This window comes from Nonomuraea sp. B10E15 (assembly GCF_039871615.1).
Classification (GTDB): domain Bacteria; phylum Actinomycetota; class Actinomycetes; order Streptosporangiales; family Streptosporangiaceae; genus Nonomuraea.
On record NZ_JBDPMB010000001.1, the window covers coordinates 1,924,681 to 1,947,197 of the forward strand.

Here is a 22,517-nt window from a genome sequence, read left to right on the forward strand (position 1 = left end):
GTCACTCCTCGCGCAGCCGGGGGTTGAAGATCTCGTCCATGGCGTCGACCACGAGCACGATGGCCAGCGTCAGCAGCAGGATCGCCAGCAGCGGCCCCAGCAGGAAGCCGAGCGCGCTCGGCACGGTCAGCGCCCCCGAGCGGAACACGGCCGTGTTGAGCATCTGGCCCCAGTTGTTCGACTCGTACGGCAGCACGCCCAGGAAGAAGAGCCCGACCTGCGAGTAGACGCCGCCGGTGATGGCGATGAGCATGTTCATCGCGATGTACGGGGCCATGCTCGGCAGCAGTTCCTTGCCCACGATGTGCGTGGTGGACAGCCCGAGCCCGCGCGCCGCCTCGATGAAGCCGCGCTCGCGCAGCGACAGGGTCTGCGCCCGCACGGCCCGCGCCACGCCGCCCCAGCTGAGCAGCCCCAGCACGAGGCCCATCTGCACGGCGCTGTTGAACTTCCACACCGTCGACAGCACCAGCAGCAGCGGCAGGCCGGGGATGGTCAGCTTCATGTCGGTGAGCCGCATGAGCACGGTGTCCCAGCGGCCCCGCTTGAAGCCGGAGAACAGCCCGATGGCGGTGCCCAGCACGACCGTGATGACGGCGGTGACGAGGGCGGCCAGCAGGACGTACCGGGAGCCGGTGACCACCAGGGCGATCACGTCCCTGCCCTGGTCGTCGGTGCCGAGCCAGTGCTCCCAGCTCGGCGGCCTGGTGAGCATGGCGGGGTCGCGGGGCAGCGGGTCGGGGTAGAACAGCGGCCCGAACAGGCCCATGAACACGAACCCGGCCATCAGCACGACGCCCACCAGGCGGCTGGGCTTGCGCTTCATGACGCGCCACACGCCCGTCCAGAAGTTGCGCCGCATGGCGGCGCTCGTCGACGTGCTCTCCAGCAGCACACTCATGCGCCGGCCTCCTCACCGCTGCGGACCCGCGGGTCGATCACGCTGTAGAACAGGTCCGCGATGATGTTGGCCACGATGATGGCCGCCGTGATCAGCAGGAACGCCCCGCTCATCAGCGCGTAGTCGCGCATGGTGATGCTGTCGAGGAGCAGCAGGCCGAGCCCCGGATAGTTGAAGATCCGCTCGATGAACACCGCGCCGCCGAGCAGCAGCCCCAGCGACAGCGCGAGGATCGTGAACAGCGGCAGGATCGCGTTGCGCGCGATGTACCTGAAGATGATCGAGCGCTTCATCCCGCGCAGCTCGGCGGCCAGGATGAAGTCGTCGCCCAGCACGGTCACCACGCTCGACTTCATCGCCAGGATCCACCCGCCGTACGCGGCCAGCGCGTACGTGACCACCGGCAGCACCGCGTGCTCGACCAGCGAGCCGATGTAGCCGGCGTTGAACCCGGGCTCGAAGAGGATGTCCACCGGGCCGTCGGCCGGCAGGATCGGGATGAGCGTCGCGAAGATCGCGCTGAGCAGCAGGCCCAGCACGTACTGCGGCACCCCGTGCAGCAGCGACCCGGAGACGGCCAGGACGTCGCCGAGCTTGCCCGTGCGCTTGATGGCCGCGTAGACGCCCAGGATGATGCCGACGAGGAAGCTCAGCAGCGTGCCCGCCAGCACCGGGAGCACGGTCCACTTGGCCGCCTCGCCGAGCACCTGGGTGACCGGGGCGCCCGCGTGGGTCACGGACTGGCCCAGGTCGAAGGTGAGCAGGCCCGCCATGTAGTCGGTGTACTGCTCCCAGAGCGAGCCCGTGGGCTGGAATCCGTACAACACGCGGGTCGCCTGCTCGGCCGCCTCGGGCGCCATGCCCTGCTCGATCAGCTTCTGCACGTTCGCGGCGACCGGGTCACCGGGAATGCTCCTGACGATGAAGAAACTGATCGTGGCGACGACCAGGATCATGACGATCCCGCGGGCCAGATGGCCCGCGAGTCGGCGTGCGATGACCGTCATAGGCTCTTTCTCTACTGCTTCTTCTTGACCAGGCCGAGCTGGATCCAGACCCCGGCCGGCAGGCGCAGCAGGTCGCTGTCCTGCTCGGGCCAGCCGGTGAAGCGGCTGGTGTTGGTGAACTGCGTGTTCACGTAGTCCCAGAGCTGGATCGCGGGAAGGTCCTGGTTGGCGGCCTTGGCGAGCTGCGTCATGATCGGCTTGGCCTCTTCCGCGGAGGCCGCGTTGAGCTTGCCGGTCAGCTCACCCGGGTTGATCGTGCCGACGCCTTCGACGTCGATCTCCTCGGCGCTGCCCATCCAGTTGCCGCCCTTGCCGGGGGCGCTGTGCTTGACCTTGCCCGCGACGTTGGTCCAGCCGTTGGAGGCGCCGTAGAGGCGCTGGTAGATGTCGTACGGCGCCGGGCCGAGCGCCATCAGCCAGAAGCCGACGTCGTACTTGCCGGCCGCGATCTCCTCGAGGTAGATCGGGTAGTCGGCGACGGTGACGACCTCGGCGTCCACGCCGTTCTCGATGAGCTGGCTCTTGATGTTCTCCTGCGCGGAGATCCAGTCGGAGAAGCCGGAGGGCGCGTGCATGGTCACCTTCCACGGCGACCCGTCGGCCAGCGTCCACTTGCCGTTCTTCTTCTGCAGGCCGGCTTCCTTGAACTCCGTCTCGGCCTTGGCCACGTCGTGCGCGTACGGCTCCAGCTTCGACAGCTCGTCGCCGATCCACTCCTGGGCCGGCTTCTGGTGGATGCCGGTCGTCGTCACGGCCGCCGTGCCGCCCTCGGGCGAGGCGACCTTGGTGACCTGCTGGCGGTCGATCAGGTAGGCCAGGCCGCGCCGCACGTGCACGTTGTCGTACGGCTTCTTCGACTGGTTGAACGCCATGCCGACGGCCACCGGGGAGAAGCCCTTGATCAGGTGGGAGCCGGGCGCCTGCTTGATGCGGTTCATCACGTCGGTCGGGGCGGCGACGAAGCCGGACTGGTCGAGCTTGCCGGCGGTCAGGTAGTTCCAGATCTGCTCGTTGCCGCTGTAGTTGAGGAACTTGACCTGGTCGGGAGCGACGTTGGCGGCGTTGAAGAAGTTCTTGTTCTTCAGCAGCAGCGCCTCGCCGGGGTTGACCCGCTCCAGCGTGAACGGCCCGGCGGAGACGTCCTGCGGCGGCTTGAAGGCGAGCACCTTCTGGCCGACGGCGAGGATGTCCTCGCGCGCCTTCTCGGCGGCGTCGCCGGTGCCCCTGGAGGTCTTCAGGGTGTCCCAGAAGTCGGCGGGCAGCACGCTGTTCCACACGTGGGCGGGCACGACGAGGCTGTCGAGGACGCCGCGGGCGAACTTCGAGCTCGGGTTGGACATGTCCTGGGTGATCTTGATCGTCTTGTCGTCGACGACCTCCACCTCGGCCGCCGCGCCGGCCGCGCCGGGCGTGATCGCGAACGCGGTGCTGCCCTGCGTGTAGGCGATGCCGATGGAGAGCTTGACGTCCTCGGCCGTGACCGGCTTGCCGTCGGACCACTTGGCGTTCGGCTGCAGGTGCAGGGTGATCGAGGAGTTGTCCTCCGCGACCTCCCACTTCTCCGCGATGCCGGGGTAGAACTGGTTGGGGTCGGTCACGTGGTTCTTGACCCAGCCCAGTTTCATCGCGTTGTAACCCAGGTAGGAGTTACCCTTCGGGTGCCAGGGGTTGGCGGGCGCGCTCGCGTCGAGGCCCGGCCTGTTGACGTCGATCGTGGTGAACAGGCCGCCACCACCGCCCGAGCCGCCTGACTTGTCGGGGGTGCCACCACTGCATGCCGCAGTCGCGGTGGCAAGGCCCAGCAACGCCACTACCGCTGCCAGTCGCTTCATTTGCCGCTCCGGAGGATGTCGAGCCTGTTGAGGGATCTGCAGGAGTTGACCGGACACTACGATCGCGTCAGACCGGCGTCAATAATCTCCAGATGTTGTGAGGCTAATGTAACTTTCCTTCATCAGTGTGCGAAGTGGAGCTAAGCGCCGTCAAGTAAAACGTCAGTTCATTACCAAGACGGCAGCCCCGTTGACCTGGTCGTTCGCCAGATCCGTCAGCGCCCTGGCGGCCTCCTCCAGGGGGTAGGGGGCCGTCGTCACCCGCGGCCGGTGGGCCAGCGCGAGCTCCAGATAGGCCCGCCCGTCGGCCCTGGTGTTGGCCGTCACGCTGCGCACGGTCCGCTCCTGGAAGAGGTGACGCTCGTAGTTCAGCGGCGGCACGTCGGTCAGGTGGATCCCGGCGATCGCCAGCGTCCCGCCCCGGTCGAGCGCCTCCAGCGCCGGCGGCACCAGCGTGCCCACCGGAGCGAAGAGGATGGCCGCGTCCAGCGGCTCCGGCGGCGGACCGCCCGTCGCCGAGGCCGCTCCCAGCTCGAGCGCCAGCTCGCGGGAGGCGGGAGACCTGCTGACGGCGTGCACCGTGGCCCCCTGCGCGATGGCGGCCTGCGCGGTCAGGTGGGCCGAGGCCCCGAACCCGTAGATGCCCAGCCGCCCGCCCTGCGGCAGGTCGGCGCGGGCCAGCGCCCGGTAGCCGATGATCCCCGCGCACAGCAGCGGCGCCAGCCACTCGGCGGGGGGCTCGTCCGGCAGGGGATAGACGTAGGCGGACGGCGCGACGAGATAGTCGGCGAACCCGCCGTCGGCGTCCCACCCGGTGTAGGCGGAGTCGGGGCAGAGGTTCTCCATCCCCCTGACGCAGTAACGGCACCTCCCGCAGGTGGAGCGGAGCCAGGCCACCCCGACCCGCTGGTCCGTGCCGACGACCCGGCCGACCGCCTGGTGGCCCGGGGTGGTGCGGGGCCGCCGCGGCGCCAGGTCGCCCTCCGCCAGATGCAGGTCCGTACGGCACACGCCGCACGCCTCCACCCGCACCAGCACCTCTCCGGGCCCCGGCTCGGGCACCTCCCGCTCGACGAGTTCCAGCGGCCCCGACGCCATCGGCCCCGGCCGGTTCACCACCCAGGCGCGCACGTCAGCCGACCCCGGCGAGGCGCTCGTGGGCGAGGGTGGCGTAGAGCGCGGCCCCGTCCGGCAGGACCGAGTCGTCGAAGACCGCCTCGGGCGAGTGGTTGTAGGGGGCCGTGGCCGGGTCACGGCCGGGCGGGCACGCCCCCAGGAAGACGAACGCCCCGGGCACGGAGTCCAGCACGTACGAGAAGTCCTCCGAGCCCATCACCGGCTGCGGCGAGACGAAGTAGCGGCCGGGCCCGAACAGCTCGTCGGCCGTCCTGCCCAGGAAGTCCGCCTCGCTCTCGTCGTTCACCGTCACCGGGTAGCCCATCCCGAACGACGCCTCGGCCCGCAGCCCGTGGGCCGCCGCGACGCCCTCCACGACCTCGACCAGCCGCCGCTTGACCAGCGTCCTGTTCTCCTTGCTGAAGGTCCGCACCGTCGCGTCGAACCGGGCGTCGTCGGGGATGATGTTGTCCTTCGACCCGCCGTGGAAGCTGCCCACCGTCACGACCACGGGGTCGAACACGTCGAACGTCCTGGTCACCATCGACTGCAGCGCCGCGACCATCTCGCAGCCCGCCTGGATCGGGTCGAGGGACCGGTGCGGGCTGGAGCCGTGGCCGCCCCGCCCCCTGACCGTCACGGAGAACGTGTCCGCCGCCGCCATGATCGGCCCAGGCCGCGAGGCGAACAGCCCCAGCGGCAACATGGAGGAGACCACGTGCATGCCGTAGGCCGCCACCGGGCGGGAGCCGGCCGCGTCGAGCACGCCCTCGGCGATCATGTGCTTGGCGCCGTCGTGGCCCTCCTCTCCCGGCTGGAACATGAAGACGACGTCCCCGGCCAGCTCGTCGCGCCGCGCGCTCAGCAGCCGCGCCGCTCCCACCAGCATCGCGGTGTGCAGATCGTGCCCGCACGCGTGCATCTGCCCCGCCAGCCGGGAGACGTACGGCAGGTCGTTCTTCTCCGTCACCGGCAGCGCGTCCATGTCGCCGCGCAGCAGCACGGCGGGGCCCGGCCGCCCGCCCCTCAGGACCGCGGTCACGGAGCTCAGCGCCGTGCCCGTCTTGATCTCCAACGGGAGCCCGTCCAGGGCGGCCAGCACCTTCTCCTGGGTGCGGGGGAGCTGGAGACCGATCTCCGGAGTGGTGTGCAGCGAGTGCCTGAGCTGAACGATTTCATCCCGCATGTCCTGCGCGGATTCAGTGAACGACATGAGGCCATTGTTCATGTCCGTGCCGCCGCGTCCAGTGATGCCACGCTGGTGGCGGTTCGCACACCGAGCGGGCCGGAGGCCGGCGCGGCGCCATCGGTAGGATGGGGCGGTGACCGAGCGTAAGCGGATCGACTTCTGGTTGTCCGACATGGACGGCGTGCTCGTCCACGAGGGGCGTCCGATCCCCGGTGCGGACGAATTCATCAAACGGCTCAGCGAGTCAGGCACACCCTTCCGGGTGCTGACCAACAACTCGATCTACACGGCGCGCGACCTGTCGGTGCGGCTGAGCGCCGCGGGCCTCGACGTGCCCCCCGCGTCCATCTGGACCTCGGCCGTGGCCACCGCGGAGTTCCTCGACGACCAGCGGGCGGGCGGCACGGCGTACGTGATCGGCGAGGCGGGCCTGACGACGGCGCTGCACGAGGTGGGCTATGTGCTCACCGACCTCGACCCCGACTACGTGGTGCTCGGCGAGACCCGCACCTACAGCTTCACCCAGATCACCCGCGCCATCCGGCTCATCGAGGGCGGCGCGCGCTTCATCGCCACCAACCCCGACGCGATCGGCCCCTCCACCGAGGGTTCCCTGCCGGCCTGCGGCGCCGTGGCGGCCATGATCACCAAGGCCACGGGCGTCGCCCCCTACTTCGTCGGCAAGCCCAATCCCCGCATGATGCGCAGCGCGCTCAACGCCATCGGCGGCCACAGCGAGACCACCGCGATGATCGGCGACCGCATGGACACCGACATCGTGTGCGGCATGGAAGCGGGGCTCTACACGATCCTCGTCCTCACCGGCGTCACCGCGCGCGACCAGGTCGAGCGGTTCCCCTACCGCCCGTCCCTGGTGGTCGACTCGGTGGCCGACCTCATCGATCTCATCTGAACCTGACGTTCCCTGACAGGAACACCTGGCAGGCTCACCCGTCATGACCCGCGTTTACCTGGAGACCGGCCCGAAGAAGATGTTCGCCTGCTCGCTCGACTGGCCCGGCTGGTGCCGGATCGCGAAGGGCGAGGAGGCGGCGCTCGACCGGCTGGTGGAATACGCGCCCCGCTACCGCGTGGTGGCGGCGCGGGCCGGGCTGGAGTTCGCGCCGGGCGACCCGGTGGTGGCAGGGCGCGTGCCGGGCAGCGAAATGACCGACTTCGGCGTGCCGTACGCGGTGCCCGATCTCGACCTCGAGCCGCTGCCCGCTCCCGAGGCGGAGCGCGGCGTCACCCTGCTGCGGGCGGCCTGGGGCCTGTTCGACGAGACCGCCGCCGCCTCGCCCGAGGAACTGCGCAAGGGCCCGCGGGGCGGCGGGCGCGACCTCACGAAGATCGTCGATCACGTGGAGAACGCCGAGCGCGCCTTCGCCAGGAAGGTCGGCGTGCGGCACCGGCCCTACCGATCCCGCGGTGACCGCGACGCGATGCGCGAGGAGCTGGCGGAGGTCCTGGCCCGCCCGTGGGAGCCGCCCCAGACGACGGGCTGGCCCCCTCGCTACGCGCTGCGCCGCATCGCCTGGCACGTCATCGACCACCTCTGGGAGATCGAGGACCGGCGGTGAGGCGGGGGAGCAGCCGTTACGGCGAACACCGGACACGGCTACAGGCCGTGACCATATGATGGCGGAAATCGCCCGCCGGTGCCGGCGGCCGATGTCCCATCCGGTCATGGCAGAGGTAGGCGTGCGTGGACATGCGGGCGGAGATTCTCGACCTGAAACTCCGTGTCGAAGAGCTTGAGACGGGCGTCCGGCACGGGGACGTGGCGATCGGGCGCCGCGGCGAGCCCGACCGCCAGGAGGAGTTCCTGCGCGAGATCGGCGACCGGACCAAGAGCCTGCGGGCCGACGTCGCGGCGGTGAAGTCCGCGCTCGCGGACGGCCGGGTCGAGATGGCCGAGCAGTTCGCCGCCGTCGAGACCGAGATCGCGGCCATCCGGCGGGAGGTGAACTCCTGGCCGCCCGGCCCGGAGGCGGATGAGGGCATGGTCGCCGACGAGTTCGCGGCCGTCCGGTCGGGGCTGGAGCACGAGTTCAACTCCCTGCGCTCCGAGATGACCGATCTCGGCATCAAGCTGGACCGCCTGCTGAAGCGGCGTGAGGACGGCTGACGGTCACGCGTCCTGGCCGATGAGCCGGGGGAGCCGGGTGATGGCGGACGACAGGTAGTCCGCCACCGCCTCGGGCACCAGGTGACGCGTGGTGATCTCCTCGCGGTCCAGCGGCACCCGCACCACCTCGTACACTCCGCGCGACGGATCCTCGAACTCCGGTCCGTGCCGCAGCCCGGGGTCCATCGACGCCAGCCGGCAGCCGAAGACGTGCTGTGTCTTGACCGCGTCCTTCCACGCGTACGACACGGTGGTCAGCGGCGTCACGCCGAAGACCGTGGCGCCGAGCTCCTCGAGCAGTTCGCGGCGCAACGTGTCGACCAGCGAGCCGTCCTCCGGCTCGACGTGGCCGCCCGGCACCGACCAGTAGACGTCGCGGCCCGGCACCGTACGCCTGAAGAGCACCAGCCGCTCGTCGCCGTCGAGAAGGACGCCCCGGACACTCGGTCGCATACGGCCACCCTATTTGACCGGTATGTCCTTCGGGTAGCCTAACCTACGGTACCGTAACCCCAAGGAGAAGATCTTTTATGGCGATGACGCAGACGGAGCTGCTGCACGAGCTCGAGCCCGTGGTGGCGGGGGAGCTCGACCGCCACGAGAAAATGGCCAAAGAGTGGTTCCCGCACGAGTACATCCCGTGGAGCGAAGGCCGCGACTTCGACGGCGTCTACGGGGGCGAGGCGTGGCAGGAAGGCGACTCCAAGATCCCCGAGGCGGCCCGCGTCTCGCTCATCGTCAACCTCCTCACCGAGGACAACCTGCCGAGCTACCACCACGAGATCGCCACCACGTTCGGCCGCGACGGCGCCTGGGGCACCTGGGTGCACCGGTGGACCGCCGAGGAGGACCGCCACGGCACCGCGCTGCGCGACTACCTCACCGTGACCCGCGCCGTCGACCCCGTCGCCCTCGAGCGGGCCCGCATGCGCCACATGGAGCACGGCTTCGCCACCGCGTACGGCACCATGCTCCAGCAGCTCGCGTACGTCTCCTTCCAGGAGCTGGCCACCCGCATCTCGCACCGCAACACCGGCAGGGCCTCCGGCGACGAGGGCTGCGAGCGGCTGCTCGCCAGGATCGCCGCCGACGAGAACCTGCACATGCTCTTCTACCGCAACCTGCTCAAGGCCGCCTTCGAGCTCGACCCCAACCAGACCATGCGCGCGGTCACCGACGTCGTCACGACGTTCCAGATGCCGGGCACCGGGATGGACGGCTTCGCCCGCAAGGCCATGATCATCGCCCACGAGGGCATCTACGACCTGCGCCTTCACCTCGACGACGTGCTCATGCCGGTGCTGAAGCAGTGGGCCGTGTTCGACAAGACCGGGCTGGACGCCGAGGGCGAGCAGGCCCGCGAGGAGCTGTCGGCGTTCCTGGCCAGGACCGACGCCACCGCCGCCAGGTTCGTCGAACGCCGGGAGGAGCGCCGCGCCCGCGCCGCCGCCCGCACATGACCTCCCGCACCTGACCCCGGCGCGCGGCGCCGCCCGTCGGTGGCATGATGGCGCCCCATGGATCTCCCCGCCCAGCTGCTCATCTGGTTCTTCACGTTCCTGACGGTCATCGCGCTGGCCGTGGCGGCGCAACGGCTGCTGAACGTCAGGTTCGGCATGGTCCGCACGTTCCTGGCGGCCCTGGTCGCCTTCGGGCTGGCGCAGCCGGTGATGGAGCCGATCCTCGGGCTCATCGGCCCGACCGACCCGGAGACCGTGCCCGGCCCGGGCGCGCTGGGGCTGCTGCTGCTCGTCATCATGTGCGTGGTGCTCATCCCGATGGTGATCCTGGTGCTGGCCGAGGCGCTGGTGCCGCCCGGCTCGGTGCCCGGCCCGCTGGAGCTCGTCCGCTCCGTGCGCGGCCGCGTCTCCCGGGCCAGGCGCTACTCGCAGATCACCAGGATCGCCATCAGGCACGGCCTCGGCCCCTACCTGCGGGGCCGGGGCGAGCGCCTGGAGGACCACTCGGGCAAGATGCGGCTGGCCAGGTCGCTGCGCGAGGCGCTCGAGGACGGCGGGGTCACGTTCGTCAAGCTCGGCCAGGTCCTGTCGACCCGGCGCGACCTGCTGCCCGCGGAGTTCGTCGAGGAGCTGGGGCGGCTGCAGGACCAGGTGGCGCCCGCGCCGTGGGAGCGGATCGAGCCGGTGCTCGCCGCGGAGCTGGGCGGGCCGGTCGACGAGGTGTTCGCCGAGTTCGACCGGACACCGCTGGCCGCCGCCTCCATCGGGCAGGTCCACGTCGCCCGGCTGCACGACGGTCAGAGCGTGGTGGTCAAGGTGCAGCGGCCGGGCATCGGCGCGGTCGTCGCCAAGGACCTCGACATCGTCCGGCGACTGGCCGTCACGCTGGAGTCCAGGACCCGCTGGGGCCGCTCGCTCGGCCTGCGCGACCTGGGCGAGGGGTTCGCCACCGCCATCCGCGAGGAGCTGGACTTCCGGGTCGAGGCCGCCAACATGGCCGCCGTCACCGCCTCAGGCGGCGGCAGCGTCACCTACCCGGCCCCGATCGGCGCCCTGTGCACCGAACGCGTGCTCGTCATGCGGCGCCTGTCCGGCAGGCCGGTCACCGCGGCCACCCGCGAGCAGGGCCCCGCGCTCGCCCGCGACCTGCTCGACTGCCTGCTCAGGCAGATCCTCGTCGAAGGCGTCTTCCACGCCGACCCGCATCCCGGCAACCTCATGCTGCTCGACGACGGCACGCTGGGCCTGCTCGACTTCGGCTCGGTCGGCCGGCTCGACGCCGGCGTGCGCTCGGCCCTGCAACGTTTCCTGCTGGCCATGAACCGGCAGGATCCCCTGGGCGTGACCGACGCGCTGCTGGAGGTCGTGCCGAGGCCCGAGGACATCGACGAGGCCGCGCTCGAACGCGCGCTCGGCCAGTTCATGGCCAGGCACCTGGCCGGCGCCATGGACAGCGCGCAGATGTTCACCGACCTGTTCAGGATCGTCTCCGCGTACGGGCTGTCGATCCCGCCGGAGGTCGCCGCCGTCTTCCGCGCCCTGGCCACCCTGGAGGGCACGCTCATCCGCCTCTCGCCCGGCTTCAACCTCATCGGCGAGGCCCGCGCGTTCGCCGGCCGCTACCTCGCCGAGCAGGTGAGCCCCGAGACGATCAAGGAGTCCGTCGCCCAGGAGCTGGCCGCGCTGGTGCCGATGTTGCGCCGCCTGCCGCGCCGTGTGGAGCGCATCGCCAGCGCGGCCGAGCACGGCAGGTTCAGCCTGAACGTGCGCCTGCTCGCCGACGACCGCGACCGCGCCTACCTCACCGGCCTGCTGCACCAGGTGCTGCTCACGGTACTCGGCGCGACGGCCGGGATCATGGCGGTCATCCTCCTCGGCATCGACGGCGGACCCGCCGCGCTGGGCACGACGTCGTTGTTCCAGCTCATCGGCTACAACCTGCTGGTGATCTCGGCCATCCTCGTCCTGCGCGTGCTCGCGCTGATCTTCCGCCGTCCCCGCGCCTCGGACGAGCGCCTGTGAGCCCTCGCCGGTAAAGCCTGTGGGGCTCTTGACCGAGGGATGGTCTTGGACATCCAAGGCATCGGGCAGTTTCCCGGTAACACCGGAACCCCTTGGGAGCAGAGGGTGAAAATCATCGGGATTGCGGCCAGCCTCAACAAGGGGTCCTTTATCAACCGGCTGCTCGTCGCCGCGGGCGCCGAGCTGCCCCGCGGCATCGCCTTCGAGGAGTGGCGCGGGCTGGGCGAGATCCCGCCGTACACCCGAGGTCCGGTTCCCGCGCCGGCCGCCGCGCTGGCCCGCCTGGTGGCCTCCGGTGACGCCGTGCTGCTCACCGCGCCCGAGCACAGCCTGCTGCCGCCCGAGCTGGCGTACGCGCTGGACTGGATGGCGGCCCGCGACGGCCTGTCCGGCAAGCACGTCGCCGTCATGAGCGCCAGCGCCCGCGCCTGCGGCGCCATGTGGGCCCAGGCGGAGCTCTACAAGCGGCTCCAGAGCGCCGGGGCGGTCGTCATGGGCGCCGAGCTGGTGATCTCTCCCGCCTGCCCCCATTTCGACGAGTACGGACGCCTCAGGCCGGCCGCCCTGCGGGACCAGGTGCGCGCGGTGATCCGGCAACTCTGCCCCGCCGGGATCCTGGAACCCGTGCTCTCGTTGTCGCCCTGAGGGCCGCCCCTAAGGATCGCGGCGCAGGCGTTTGACGTCGGAGCGGTGCTTCTTGGCGGTGATGCGCCGCTCGACGGCGCCGCGGCTCGGCTTGGTCGGGCGGCGGCGCTTGGGCGGCGGGGCGATGGCCTCGCGCAGGCGCTGGGCCAGGCGGTGCCGCGCGGCCTCCCTGTTGCGCAGCTGCGAGCGGTATTCGGAGGCGGCGATCGTGATCGTGTCGGCGCCCAGCCGGCCGCGGGCCCGCTCCTTGAGCGCCGGCGGCAGCGCGGTGCTCGCGGCCAGGTCGAAGGTCAGCTCCACGCGGCTGTCCGTGGTGTTGACACCCTGGCCGCCCGGGCCTGACGAGCGCGAGAAACGCCAGACGAGCTCGGCGTCGGGGATGACGACCGAGTCGTTGACGACCAGCGGGCCGGGCATGCGTGAAACTCCTGTTCGACGTCCACAGTGAAGTGTCACCGTATCCGGGCGACCCATGCCGGTCGCAACGGCATTTCCCTTTTCGTGCGGCGCGGAGCACCGGCTTGACGGCGGGATGCAAGGGGCGTATGCCAATATCGCGCAACAACGATCAAGGGCGGGGAGGCGCTGTGGCGGCCATCGTCGGCGTGCACGGAATCGGCAAGTACAACTACTACGTGGACGCCGGGCGGTCCGCGGCCGGGGCGGCGGAGGCCATGCGCCGCAAGTGGGACCGCTACCTGCACGCGACGCTGGACGCGGAGTCCGCGGCCTACTTCGCCGAGATCGCCTACTTCGCCCACCACCTGCACGACGGCGGGCCCGATGACCGGGGCGACGACGCACCGGAATCCGCCGCCGCGATGGAGATCCAGGCCCAGGAGGTGCTCGCCGGCTGGGCCAGGAACATGGGCCTCGGCGAGCACATCACAGGAGCGCTCAAATCGGTCACCGGCTGGCTGCTCGACAGGCTGGACGGCAGGTCGGCGGCGTTCGCGAAGCTGTTCGTGCCCGAGGTGGCGACGTACCTCACCGACCAGGCCAGGCGGGAGAGCTGCCGGCAGGTCGTCGCCGACGTCATCCGGCGCAACCGGCCCAGGGTCGTGATCGCGCACTCGCTCGGCAGCGTCGTCGCGTACGAGACGCTCTGGGCGTACCCCGAGCTCGAGATCGATCTGCTCGTCACCCTCGGCAGCCCGCTCGGCATGCGCCATGTCGTCTTCGAACGCCTCCTGCCCGCCCCCATCAACGGCCGTGGCGAGCGGCCCGAGAACGTCGGCCGCTGGGTGAACATCGCCGACAAGGACGACATCGCCGCCATCCCGCCCGCGTTGCGGGAGAGCTTCACCGGCGTCGACGCCGAAGAACTGGTCAACCTCGACTGGATCGACTTCCACACGGCCGAGAAATACCTTGGCTGCCCGGCGCTCGACCCGCATCTGCGACCATTCCTGGCATGACGTGGATCGTGTTCGACTATGGCGGTGTCCTGTCCCTGCCCCAGCCCGAGTCCGACGCGGACGCCATGGCGCGGGCCGCCGGGGCCGACCCCGAGCTGTTCAGCCGCGGCTACTGGGAGCACCGCCTCGCGTTCGACCGGGGGAGCATGACGCCGTTCACCTACTGGTCGGCGGTGCTCGGCAGGCCCGTCACCCACTCCGAGGCCGCCCGGCTGGTCGCCATGGACATCGCGAGCTGGGCCCATCCCGACGAGGGCACGGTCGCCGTCCTGGGCGAGCTGATCGAGGCGGGCCGTGACGTGGCGCTGCTGTCCAACGCGCCCGTCTGCGTCAGCGAGGGCCTGGACGAGCTGCCCTGGATCGCCGCGATCGGGCGGCGCTTCTACAGCGGCAGGATGGGCCTGGTCAAACCCGACAAGGAGATCTACGACGAGATGGCCCGCGAGCTCGGCGCCGACCCCGCCGAGATCGTCTTCATCGACGACCGGCCGGAGAACGTCCAGGGCGCCGAGCGGGCCGGCATGACCGGCGTGCACTTCACCGGCGCCGCCGCGCTGAGGGCGGCGCTGGGGTGAGCCGTACAGCACGGTCACGGAACCGGCTCTGGAGGCGTCGTAGGGTGCGGCCACGGCGAGGTCGGGCCGCCCGTCGGCGTCGAAGTCGAGCGGCTGACCGCCGCACGACCGGGCGGTGGCGTGGGCCGTACCCGTGACGAGAGGAAGAACCAGGCAGGCGGCGAGCACAGCGTTCATACCGGAAGTAATGACCAGACAGGTCGAACCGCGCTTTAACGCCACGAGAACGGGTCAGGAGGGCAGGATGCACATCGCCCGCCGACCGCGACGAGCCCTGTGGACGCGGAATTTCCCGTGTCGGGGCCGGCGCGGGACCGTGCCAGGATAGTCGGGTGGACGACATCGACCTCGCTGATCTGGATTTCTGGCGCAAGCCGCCCAAAGAGCGCAATGAGGCGTTCGCCCGGCTCCGCCAGCTGGAGCTCCCGGTGTTCTTCCCGGAGAAGAAGGTCCCGCTCCTCCGCTCGGGCAAGGGCTTCTACGCCCTCGTACGCCACGCGGACGTGGTCGAGGCGAGCCGTAACGCCAAGGTGTTCTCCAGCGAGCCCGCCGTCACCAATCCGGAGCCGCCCGGCTGGGTGAAGCAGGTGTTCGGGGAGTCGATGGTCAACATGGACGATCCGCGCCACGCCCGCCTGCGCAGGATCGTCACCCGCTCGTTCAGCCCGAAGATGCTGGCCGGCCTGCAGAGCGACATCGAGGCGGCCTGCGCCCGCATCGTCGACGACGTCGTCAAGGACGGTCCGCGCGACTTCGTCTCGCAGGTCGCCGCCCGGCTGCCCATCCACGTCATCTGCGACATGCTCGACATCCCGCACGAGTTGCGGGCCAAGGTGCACCAGCACGTCGACATCTCCACCGCCTACACCGGCGTGCGGCCCAGCCTGGCCCGCAGCGTCCAGATGGCCGGCCAGAACATGCTGGCCCTGCTCGCCCTGCAGCGCATGGTCATCAAGCTCGGCCACGAGCGGGTCGCCAACCCCCAGGGCGACCTGGTCTCCCTCCTGGTCAACGCCAACCCCGACGGGGAGAAGCTGACCGACAAGGAGCTCGGCTCGTTCTTCGCGCTGCTCCTGGTCGCGGGCAACGAGACGGCCCGCAACACGATGGCCCACGGCATCAAGCTGCTCACCGACAACCCGGCGCAGCGCGAGCTGCTGATGAGCGACTTCGACACGCACATCAACGGCGCCGTCGAGGAGATGGTCCGCTTCGTGTCGCCGATCATGCAGTTCCGGCGCACGGTCACCGAGGACTGCACGCTGCGCGGCCTGGAGCTGAAAAAGGGCGACAAGGTCGTGCTCTTCTACGGCTCGGCCAACCGCGACGAGTCGGTCTTCGCCGACCCCGACACGTTCGACATCACCCGCGACACCAAGCCGCATGTCGGCTTCGGCGGGCCAGGGCCGCACTTCTGCCTCGGCGCCAACCTGGCCAGGCAGGAGCTGCGGACGATGTTCCGCGAGCTGCTGACCAGGCTGCCCGGCATCCGCTCGGTCGGCGAGCCCGAGCTGCTCCTGTCGAACTTCGACAACAGCGTGCGCAGCCAGGCGTTCGCCCTCTAGCCGTCGCTAGTCGTCGGACACGAGGACGTTCGACCTGATGGTGAAGAACGTGATCAGCGCCGCCACCACCATCATGCCGGCGCTGATCAGCATCGCCATCCTGAAGCCCGCGTCGAACACCGGCGGGTTCTCGAACGCGTCGCCGACCAGGCCGACCACCGGCGGCACCGCGGCCACCGCGAACAGGCTGCCGGTGCGGGCCACCGCGTTGTTGACGCCGCTGGCCGTGCCCGCGTGGCGGTCCTCGACCGTGGCCAGCACGGTCGCGGTGAGCGGCGCGACCGCGCCCGACAGCCCCAGCCCGAAGACGAACACCGCGGGCAGCACCTGGAGCGGGTAGGACGCACCGAAGCCGATGGTGCTCATCCACAGGAAACCGGCGCCCGCCAGCAGGATCCCGCCCGTCATCGGCCAGCGCGGCCCGATGCGTTTGGCCAGCTCACCGGCCCGGCCCGACAGCAGCATCATCAGGATCGTCGTGGGCAACATCGCGAGCCCGGCGGCGATGGGGGAGAAGCCGGAGACGACCTGGAGTTGCACCACGAGCAGGAAGAACACCACGCCCATGGCCGCGTACATGATCAGGGTGACCACGTTGACGGCCGTGAAGACGCGGTCGCGGAAGATGTCGACGGGCACCAGCGCGTCCGGCGACCTGCGCACCTCGATCGCCACGAACGCGGCCCCCAGCAGCAGGCCGGCGAGCAGCGGCGCCGGCGCGCCCTCCTGGATCAGCCCGTAGGTGATCCCGGCCAGCGCCAGCGCCGCGAGGACCGAGCCCAGCACGTCGAAGCGCCCCGCGGCCTGCTCGTCCCTGCTCTCGGGCACGTGCCGCAGGGCGACGAAGACGATGAGCGCCGCGAACGGCAGGTTGATCAGGAACGCCCACCGCCACCCGGCGGTCTGCACCAGCCAACCGCCGAGCAGCGGCCCGATGGCGCTGGCCACCCCGCCGAGCCCCGACCACGTGCCCACGGCGCGTGGCCGGTCGTGCCGGACGAACGACGCCTGGATGATCGCCAGCGAGCCGGGCGTGAGCAGCGCGCCGCCGATGCCCTGCAGCGCCCTGGCCCCGATCAGGAACTCGATGCTCGGCGACAGCCCGCACAGCGCGGAGGCCACGGCGAACCACACGACGCCGATGACGAAGATCGTGCGCCGGCCGTAGCGGTCACCGAGCGAGCCGCCGAGCAGGATCAGCCCGGCGAGGGTGAGCGTGTAGGCGTTGATCGTCCACTGCAGCCCCGCCATGCCCGCGTCGAGCTCCCTGCCGAGGTAGGGGAGCGCGACGTTCACGACCGTGCTGTCGAGCAGGGCCAGGCCCGAGCCCAGCACCGTCGCGAACAGGATCCAGCGGCCGCGCGCCGACCTGAGCTCGACATGGTCGCCGGCATGCAGCTCGTTGGGCCCGGAGGTCATGGGCCCAATCCTGTCACCGCCGCCCGGTCTCGCTTCCGAGGGCTCGCAGGACGAACGCCGAAACCAGCTCGGCGGCCGCCTCCACCGTCACGTCGCCGCTGATCAGCGGCACCCGTTCCGCGCCGATGACCGCGAGCACCATCCGCGCCGTGGCGGGCACGTCGATCACCTGGAAGTCCCCGGACGCCTGGCCGCTGTCGAGGATCTCGACGAGGACGCGCTGCATGGGCGCGACGTGCTCGGCCAGCCGCTGGTAGGCGTCGGGGCCGAGGGCCGCGCTGAGGTCGGCGGCCCCCGGATGCGGATGCGCGAGCAGCCCGGCCAGCTGGAGGCGGACGAACGCGCGCAACCGGTCGGCGGGTGAGGCGTCGGCGGGCAGCTCCCGCTCGTAGCTGTCGATGAAGTAGCGGGTCACCCGCTCGGTGAACGCCAGCAGGAGCGCGGTCTTGTCGGGAAAGTAGTTGTAGAGCACGGTGCGCGTGATGCCGGCCTCGCCGGCCACGTCGGTCATGGAGATGGCGTCGATGCCCTGCTCCCTGGACAGCCGCGAGACCGCCTGGAGGATGCGGTCGCGCGTCTGGGCGCGGTGCTCGCCGATGGTGGCCGCGGAGATGCGGGGCATATGCCCATGGTACGGCGTACGGGCGATCTCGCCTGCGGAACATACCGGACATATTTAATCGAATCATTCATTCATTTGCTTGGAAGATTCGGCTATGCTTCCATGGCCTCATGCTGTACGGCACACCGGTCCTCGACCCCGCCGACAAGGCGGTGCTCGCCGAGATCGAGGACATGCGGCAGGATCTGCGCTTCCGCCTGGCCGAGACCCACCGATGGGACGGCCAGCTCCGCAGGCAGCTCCAGGCACGGGCGATCCAGGGCTCCAACTCCATCGAGGGCTACCGGGCGGGGGTGGAGGACATCCAGTCGATCATGGCGGGGGAAGAGCCGCTGGAAACCTCCGCCTCGGTCGCCAAGGAGATCGCCGGCTACCAGCAGGCGCTGACCTACATCACGCTGCTGTCGCGCGCGCCGGCGTTCCGCTACGACGCGGGAGTGCTCAACGCGCTCAACTTCATGATGATCGGCCACCACCGGCACAAGACCCCCGGCGTCGTCAGGCCGGGAAGCATCTTCATCCGCAATGGGCGATCCGGCGAGGTCGTCTACGAGGGACCGGACGTCGAAGTCGTGCCGGGGCTCCTCGGCGAGCTCGTGACGTGGCTCAACGAGGGCGACCTCGCGGCCCCCAGCTACGTGCGGGCCGCGATGGCCCACCTCAACCTGGTGAACATTCATCCGTGGCGCGACGGCAACGGCCGCATGTCTCGTGCCCTGCAGACCCTGGTGCTGGGCAGAGACCGGATCACCACTACCGAGTTCGCCTCCATCGAGGAATGGCTGGGGGAGCAGCGCACCACGGTCGAATACTACGACGTGCTCGGCGCCGTCGGCGGGCGCCGATGGAGCCCGCACGGTGACACCCTTCCCTGGGTGCGGTTCTGCCTGAAGGCGCATCACATGCAGGCGCAGCGCGTCCGGCGCCGGCTCGCCGAGGCGGGTGAGATCTGGACCCTGCTGGAGGAGCGGGTCGACGCCGACGGGCTCAACACGCGGTGCGTCTCGGCGTTGTACGAAGCGTTCGTGAGCAGGCGCCTGCGCCGCAGCCGCTATCAGGCCGACGAGGACCTGAGCCAGGGCCAGGCCGCCCGTGACCTGCGCGACCTGGCGGCCAAGGGCTGGCTGCGGCCCTACGGAGAGACGAAGGGCCGCTATTACGAGGCCGGCCCTCGGATGGCCGAGATCAAGGCCGACTTCGCCGGGCGCGCCGCCCCGCTGCGCGACCCCTATCGCGAGGACGCCGGCTAGGGCCGGCGGTCAGGCGGCGGCCCTGACGGTGTGGAAGAGCTCGGCGAGCACCGCGGTGTTGAGCCGGTAGGCGAGCTTGACCTCGCTGATGACGCGCTGCCGCTCGCTGTCGTCGAGCTCCAGCGCGTCGAGCCGGGACCGGTATTCGGTCTTGAACCGGGGCAGGCTGCCCAGCTCGTCGAAGAAGTAGAAGTCGACGCCCCCGCCCCTGGCGTAGCCGTAGATCTTCTGCAGTTCCATCCGGATGAACTGTCCGCCGGACAGGTCGCCCAGGTAGCGGGTGTAGTGGTGGGCGATGTAGCCGCCCGGCCAGCCGGCCGTCTCGCGGATGCGCGCCACGAGGGCTTCGGTGGATGCCGACGGCGCGATCCGGTCGCGCCAGCCCGGCCCGTAGACGGTGGCGAGGTCGCGTTCGAGAGCGGGCTCGCGGTAGAGCTCGGGGAAGACGAAGCGGCCGGCCACCGGGTGCTCGGCCAGTTCCCGTGACACCCCGTCGAGCGCGGTGTAGGCGAAGTAGTGCTGGGCGACCATCTCTCCGTATTCGTGCTCGCTCAACCGGCCGGCCATGAGTTCGGTGAGATAGCCCTCGGACTCGGCCGACTCGTGGTCGGCCCAGGTGGCCTTTCGCAGGCTCTCGGAGAACGACGTCGTCACAGCTCACCTCTACTCCGCTGGTGTTTTCATGACGAAGTGTCACAAACGGCGCTCGCCCGCGTCAAGCTGATGACGACACCATGTCATCAAAGTTCGTCCTACCCCCGCCCAGCCCCGCTCAACCGGTGACCTGCTCGGATCGCCCCAGCACGATCAGGGTCAGGTTGCGCAGCGACGCGCTGCCGGGCGCGAAATAGTCACTGTGCCCGCCAGAGCCGGCGTCGAAGACGCGGGCGCCGAACGCGGCGCTCATGGGGTCGGTGCCGAACCCGAACGGGCCGAGCTTGGTCTTGGGCACGAACCTGATCCAGTCGTTCGCTCCGAGCCCCGCCCACACCCGCGGCCGGGCGGGCACACCCGGCGACGCCCCGATGCGCGGCTGCGCGGGCCCACCGTGCGAGGCCAGGACGGACCCCGTGCGGGGCGGAGCGGTCAGGGCCGCGGCCGACGGCGCGCCGACGCCGGGGCTGCCGAAGACGGCCAGGTCGGAGACCGGCAGGCCGGGCATGGCCTTGGCGCACACCGCCGAGCCGTAGCTGTGGCACAGGAGCGTCACCGGCGCGTCCGTGCGCCCGCGCAGCCTGGCGACGGTGCGGCGCAGCTCGCCGGCCCCTTCGCCGGCCGCGCCGTCGGCGATCGCGCCCAGGCTCAGCGTGGGCGGGGCGTCGTAGCCCAGCCACGCCACCACCGCCAGCCGCTCGTTCGGCGCCAGCCGGGCGGCCTCGGCCAGCAGGGCCCGCGCCGCGCCCCCGGGCCGCTCGGGGCCGTCGTCGAAGGTCGTCACCGTGGTGTCCGCGCCCGGCACGATGACCGCCACCCGGTCGGCTGTCTTCAGCTCTCCGTAGATCTTCACCAGCCGCCCGCCCGGCGGAGCCGGCCACAGCAGGAACGCGCCGGTCGCGACAAGCCCGGCCACGGCGAGGTTTCTGAACATGCCGCGACGTTATGGAGGCCGCGGGGTAATCCGCGTCCCCGCACGGTTCGAACCTGCACGTAGTACTCGGGGGTGACTCTGGGCAGGGAAGGTGTACCGGGATGCCGGAAGAGCGCATCGAGAGTCCCCGCTGGAGAGATCTTGTCCGATCATGCAGACGTGGAACGGCGGTTGGGGGAGCTGCTCCGCACCCATGAGGAGCAGGCCATCCGCCGGTGGGCGGAGGCGGCCAACGCGCAGCGCGACGAGCTGGCGGAGATCTACGGCGCCATACTCGGCGCCATCGAGGAGGGCGGGCGCGACCTCGCCGACCTGCGCGGCCTGCTCGCCGAGCTGTCGCGCTCGCGAGCCCGCGCCGGCTACTCGCCCGCCGAGACCTCCAAGGCCGTCTTCGGCCTGAAGGGCGCCCTGTACGAGGTCGTGGTCGACCACGCCGACGACGAGGTGCTGCGCGGATTCATCCGGGTCGCCCGCCTCATCGACGACCTCGGCCTGTTCACGTTCGAGGCGTACGCGCAGGCCCGCGAGAAGATCATCATGGATCAGGCGGAGCAGCTTCTCGAGTTGTCCACCCCGGTGGTCAAGCTCTGGGAGGGCATCGTGGCCGTGCCGCTGATCGGCACGCTCGACTCCGCCCGCACCCAGGTCGTCATGGAGAAGCTGCTGGAGACGCTGGTGGAGACCGGCGCCGAGCACGCGGTCATCGACATCACCGGCGTCCCCGCCGTCGACACGCAGGTCGCCCAGCACCTGCTCAAGACCGTGTTCGCGGCGCGGCTCATGGGCGCGGAATGCGTCATCTCCGGCATCCGCCCGCAGATCGCGCACACCATCGTCACGCTCGGCATCGAGTTCGGCGACATCGTGACCAAGACGTCGCTGGCCGACGCGCTCGCCCACGCCTTCAGCCGCAGCGGCGTGCAGGTGAGCGGCGGGCCGGCCACGCGCGTCAGCGTACGGGCGGAGCAGGCGTGATGGAGCGGGTGCCCATTCTCAAGCTCGGCGACCTGCTGATCGTCTCCATCCAGGTGGATCTGGACGACCAGACCGTGCTCGCGCTGAAGGAAGACCTGGCCGAGATGGTCGTCTCGCGCGGGGCCAGAGGAGTGATCATCGACATCTCCGCCGTCGAGATCGTCGACTCGTTCACCGGGCGGATCCTGGCCACGATCGGCGAGATGTGCCGCATGCTCGACGCGCACGCCGTGGTCGTCGGCATGCGGCCGGCAGTGGCGATCACGCTCGTGGAGCTCGGGCTCTCGCTCGGCGGCGTCCGTACGGCGCTCAACCTGGAGAAAGGGGTTGCGCTGCTGAGCCACGTCAGGGGCGCGGTGCCGTGAGTGCCGGGCGGGAGACGGCCATCGCGGGCAGCGCCGACGTCGTGGCGGTTCGCCGGCTCGTCAGAAGCGCCGCCATCGAGGCGGGGCTGTCCCTCATCGACCAGACCAAGATCATCACGGCCGCCAGCGAGCTGGCGCGCAACGCCCTCGTCTACGCGGGGCGGGGAGAGGTGCGCGTCCACGTCGTCGAGAACGGGCCGAAACGCGGGCTCAAGCTGGTCGTCAGCGACGACGGGCCGGGCATCGCGGACGTCGAGCGGGCGCTCACCGACGGCTGGACCACCGGCACGGGCCTGGGGCTCGGGCTGGGCGGGTCACGCCGGCTGGTCGACGAGTTCGACCTGCTGTCCGAACCGGGAAGAGGCACGACGGTGACGGTGACGAAATGGGCCCGGTGAATGGCCCGGTGAATGGGCCCGGTGAATGGGTCGGAGACGAGC

The 22,517-nt window shown here is 70.5% G+C and carries 24 protein-coding genes and 1 pseudogene; 13 read left to right on the top strand and 12 right to left on the bottom strand.

Annotated elements, in window-relative coordinates:
- Position 1 precedes the first annotated feature (1 nt).
- The 5 genes from ABGB14_RS08765 to ABGB14_RS08785 form a co-directional block, all read right to left on the bottom strand.
- Positions 2 to 901, bottom strand: coding sequence for an ABC transporter permease (locus ABGB14_RS08765; protein WP_347643018.1), 900 nt, complete (start codon positions 899 to 901; stop codon positions 2 to 4).
- Positions 898 to 1,908, bottom strand: coding sequence for an ABC transporter permease (locus tag ABGB14_RS08770; RefSeq protein ID WP_347643019.1), 1,011 nt, complete (start codon positions 1,906 to 1,908; stop codon positions 898 to 900). The genes ABGB14_RS08765 and ABGB14_RS08770 overlap by 4 nt, the downstream gene beginning before the upstream one ends.
- A gap of 11 nt (positions 1,909 to 1,919) precedes the next feature.
- A complete protein-coding gene (locus ABGB14_RS08775) occupies positions 1,920 to 3,740 on the bottom strand; it encodes an ABC transporter substrate-binding protein (protein WP_347643020.1) in 1,821 nt (606 codons plus the stop codon).
- A 162-nt stretch (positions 3,741 to 3,902) separates the two neighbouring features.
- A complete protein-coding gene (locus ABGB14_RS08780) occupies positions 3,903 to 4,871 on the bottom strand; it encodes a zinc-dependent alcohol dehydrogenase family protein (RefSeq protein ID WP_347643021.1) in 969 nt (322 codons plus the stop codon).
- Position 4,872: 1 nt separating this feature from the next.
- Positions 4,873 to 6,069, bottom strand: coding sequence for a M20 family metallopeptidase (locus ABGB14_RS08785; RefSeq protein ID WP_347643022.1), 1,197 nt, complete (start codon positions 6,067 to 6,069; stop codon positions 4,873 to 4,875).
- A gap of 109 nt (positions 6,070 to 6,178) precedes the next feature.
- Here ABGB14_RS08785 and ABGB14_RS08790 point away from each other — a divergent pair, with 109 nt between their 5' ends.
- The 3 genes from ABGB14_RS08790 to ABGB14_RS08800 all read left to right on the top strand — a co-directional run bounded on the left by ABGB14_RS08790 (position 6,179) and on the right by ABGB14_RS08800 (position 8,173).
- Positions 6,179 to 6,958, top strand: coding sequence for an HAD-IIA family hydrolase (locus ABGB14_RS08790; protein ID WP_347643023.1), 780 nt, complete (start codon positions 6,179 to 6,181; stop codon positions 6,956 to 6,958).
- Between the two features lie 43 nt (positions 6,959 to 7,001).
- Positions 7,002 to 7,625 carry a hypothetical protein gene (locus tag ABGB14_RS08795; RefSeq protein ID WP_347643024.1) on the top strand — a complete coding sequence of 208 codons (624 nt, stop codon included), beginning with the start codon at positions 7,002 to 7,004 and terminating at the stop codon, positions 7,623 to 7,625.
- 125 nt (positions 7,626 to 7,750) lie between these two features.
- Entirely contained in the window at positions 7,751 to 8,173 is a 423-nt protein-coding gene (locus ABGB14_RS08800) for a hypothetical protein (protein WP_347643025.1), read from the top strand.
- Positions 8,174 to 8,176: 3 nt separating this feature from the next.
- Here the strand turns inward: ABGB14_RS08800 and ABGB14_RS08805 are convergent, their stop codons facing one another.
- The gene (locus ABGB14_RS08805) at positions 8,177 to 8,626 is read right to left on the bottom strand and encodes an NUDIX hydrolase (RefSeq protein ID WP_347643026.1); all 450 of its coding nucleotides are present in this window, start codon (positions 8,624 to 8,626) and stop codon (positions 8,177 to 8,179) included.
- A gap of 77 nt (positions 8,627 to 8,703) precedes the next feature.
- Here ABGB14_RS08805 and ABGB14_RS08810 point away from each other — a divergent pair, with 77 nt between their 5' ends.
- The 3 genes from ABGB14_RS08810 (at position 8,704) to ABGB14_RS08820 (ending at position 12,300) form a co-directional block, all read left to right on the top strand.
- Positions 8,704 to 9,633: an acyl-ACP desaturase gene (locus ABGB14_RS08810; protein ID WP_347643027.1), complete on the top strand. Its 930-nt coding sequence runs from the start codon at positions 8,704 to 8,706 to the stop codon at positions 9,631 to 9,633.
- 57 nt (positions 9,634 to 9,690) lie between these two features.
- On the top strand, positions 9,691 to 11,655 hold the full coding sequence (locus ABGB14_RS08815; protein WP_347643028.1) for an AarF/UbiB family protein: 1,965 nt from the start codon (positions 9,691 to 9,693) through the stop codon (positions 11,653 to 11,655).
- A 105-nt stretch (positions 11,656 to 11,760) separates the two neighbouring features.
- Complete coding sequence (locus ABGB14_RS08820) at positions 11,761 to 12,300, top strand: NAD(P)H-dependent oxidoreductase (protein ID WP_347643029.1); 540 nt, start codon at positions 11,761 to 11,763, stop codon at positions 12,298 to 12,300.
- Between the two features lie 9 nt (positions 12,301 to 12,309).
- On the opposite strand, the gene arfB is transcribed toward ABGB14_RS08820, so the two are convergent.
- Positions 12,310 to 12,717 carry an alternative ribosome rescue aminoacyl-tRNA hydrolase ArfB gene (gene arfB, locus ABGB14_RS08825; RefSeq protein ID WP_347643030.1) on the bottom strand — a complete coding sequence of 136 codons (408 nt, stop codon included), beginning with the start codon at positions 12,715 to 12,717 and terminating at the stop codon, positions 12,310 to 12,312.
- Between the two features lie 170 nt (positions 12,718 to 12,887).
- Here arfB and ABGB14_RS08830 point away from each other — a divergent pair, with 170 nt between their 5' ends.
- Together ABGB14_RS08830 and ABGB14_RS08835 are read left to right on the top strand one after the other, a co-directional pair.
- On the top strand, positions 12,888 to 13,718 hold the full coding sequence (locus tag ABGB14_RS08830) for a hypothetical protein (RefSeq protein ID WP_347643031.1): 831 nt from the start codon (positions 12,888 to 12,890) through the stop codon (positions 13,716 to 13,718).
- Complete coding sequence (locus ABGB14_RS08835) at positions 13,715 to 14,293, top strand: HAD family phosphatase (RefSeq protein WP_347643032.1); 579 nt, start codon at positions 13,715 to 13,717, stop codon at positions 14,291 to 14,293. The genes ABGB14_RS08830 and ABGB14_RS08835 overlap by 4 nt, the downstream gene beginning before the upstream one ends.
- Positions 14,294 to 14,311: 18 nt before the next feature.
- On the opposite strand, the pseudogene ABGB14_RS08840 reads toward ABGB14_RS08835, so the two are convergent.
- Positions 14,312 to 14,470 (bottom strand): annotated as a pseudogene (locus ABGB14_RS08840) (FG-GAP repeat protein); the annotation flags it as partial.
- A gap of 155 nt (positions 14,471 to 14,625) precedes the next feature.
- Here ABGB14_RS08840 and ABGB14_RS08845 point away from each other — a divergent pair.
- A complete protein-coding gene (locus ABGB14_RS08845; RefSeq protein WP_347643033.1) occupies positions 14,626 to 15,858 on the top strand; it encodes a cytochrome P450 in 1,233 nt (410 codons plus the stop codon).
- Positions 15,859 to 15,864: 6 nt separating this feature from the next.
- Here the strand turns inward: ABGB14_RS08845 and ABGB14_RS08850 are convergent, their stop codons facing one another.
- Positions 15,865 to 17,277: an MFS transporter gene (locus ABGB14_RS08850; RefSeq protein WP_347643034.1), complete on the bottom strand. Its 1,413-nt coding sequence runs from the start codon at positions 17,275 to 17,277 to the stop codon at positions 15,865 to 15,867.
- A 13-nt stretch (positions 17,278 to 17,290) separates the two neighbouring features.
- Entirely contained in the window at positions 17,291 to 17,899 is a 609-nt protein-coding gene (locus ABGB14_RS08855) for a TetR/AcrR family transcriptional regulator (protein ID WP_347643035.1), read from the bottom strand.
- Positions 17,900 to 18,009: 110 nt separating this feature from the next.
- On the opposite strand from ABGB14_RS08855, the gene ABGB14_RS08860 reads away from it, so the two are divergent.
- Positions 18,010 to 19,149, top strand: a complete 1,140-nt coding sequence (locus tag ABGB14_RS08860) for a Fic family protein (protein WP_347643036.1) — start codon at positions 18,010 to 18,012, stop codon at positions 19,147 to 19,149.
- Between the two features lie 9 nt (positions 19,150 to 19,158).
- Here ABGB14_RS08860 and ABGB14_RS08865 read toward each other — a convergent pair whose 3' ends face one another.
- Entirely contained in the window at positions 19,159 to 19,803 is a 645-nt protein-coding gene (locus ABGB14_RS08865; protein WP_347643037.1) for a biliverdin-producing heme oxygenase, read from the bottom strand.
- Positions 19,804 to 19,921: 118 nt separating this feature from the next.
- Positions 19,922 to 20,737, bottom strand: coding sequence for an alpha/beta hydrolase (locus ABGB14_RS08870; protein ID WP_347643038.1), 816 nt, complete (start codon positions 20,735 to 20,737; stop codon positions 19,922 to 19,924).
- Positions 20,738 to 20,896: 159 nt separating this feature from the next.
- Here ABGB14_RS08870 and ABGB14_RS08875 point away from each other — a divergent pair, with 159 nt between their 5' ends.
- Genes ABGB14_RS08875 through ABGB14_RS08885 form a run of 3 tightly spaced genes read left to right on the top strand, consistent with a single transcriptional unit; the run spans position 20,897 to position 22,475 of the window.
- Positions 20,897 to 21,712 (top strand): STAS domain-containing protein, encoded by an 816-nt coding sequence (locus tag ABGB14_RS08875; RefSeq protein WP_347643039.1) that lies wholly within the window; start codon positions 20,897 to 20,899, stop codon positions 21,710 to 21,712.
- Entirely contained in the window at positions 21,712 to 22,077 is a 366-nt protein-coding gene (locus tag ABGB14_RS08880; RefSeq protein ID WP_347643146.1) for an STAS domain-containing protein, read from the top strand. Before ABGB14_RS08875 ends, ABGB14_RS08880 begins: the two co-directional genes overlap by 1 nt.
- A complete protein-coding gene (locus ABGB14_RS08885) occupies positions 22,074 to 22,475 on the top strand; it encodes an ATP-binding protein (RefSeq protein WP_347643040.1) in 402 nt (133 codons plus the stop codon). Before ABGB14_RS08880 ends, ABGB14_RS08885 begins: the two co-directional genes overlap by 4 nt.
- Positions 22,476 to 22,517 lie beyond the last annotated feature (42 nt).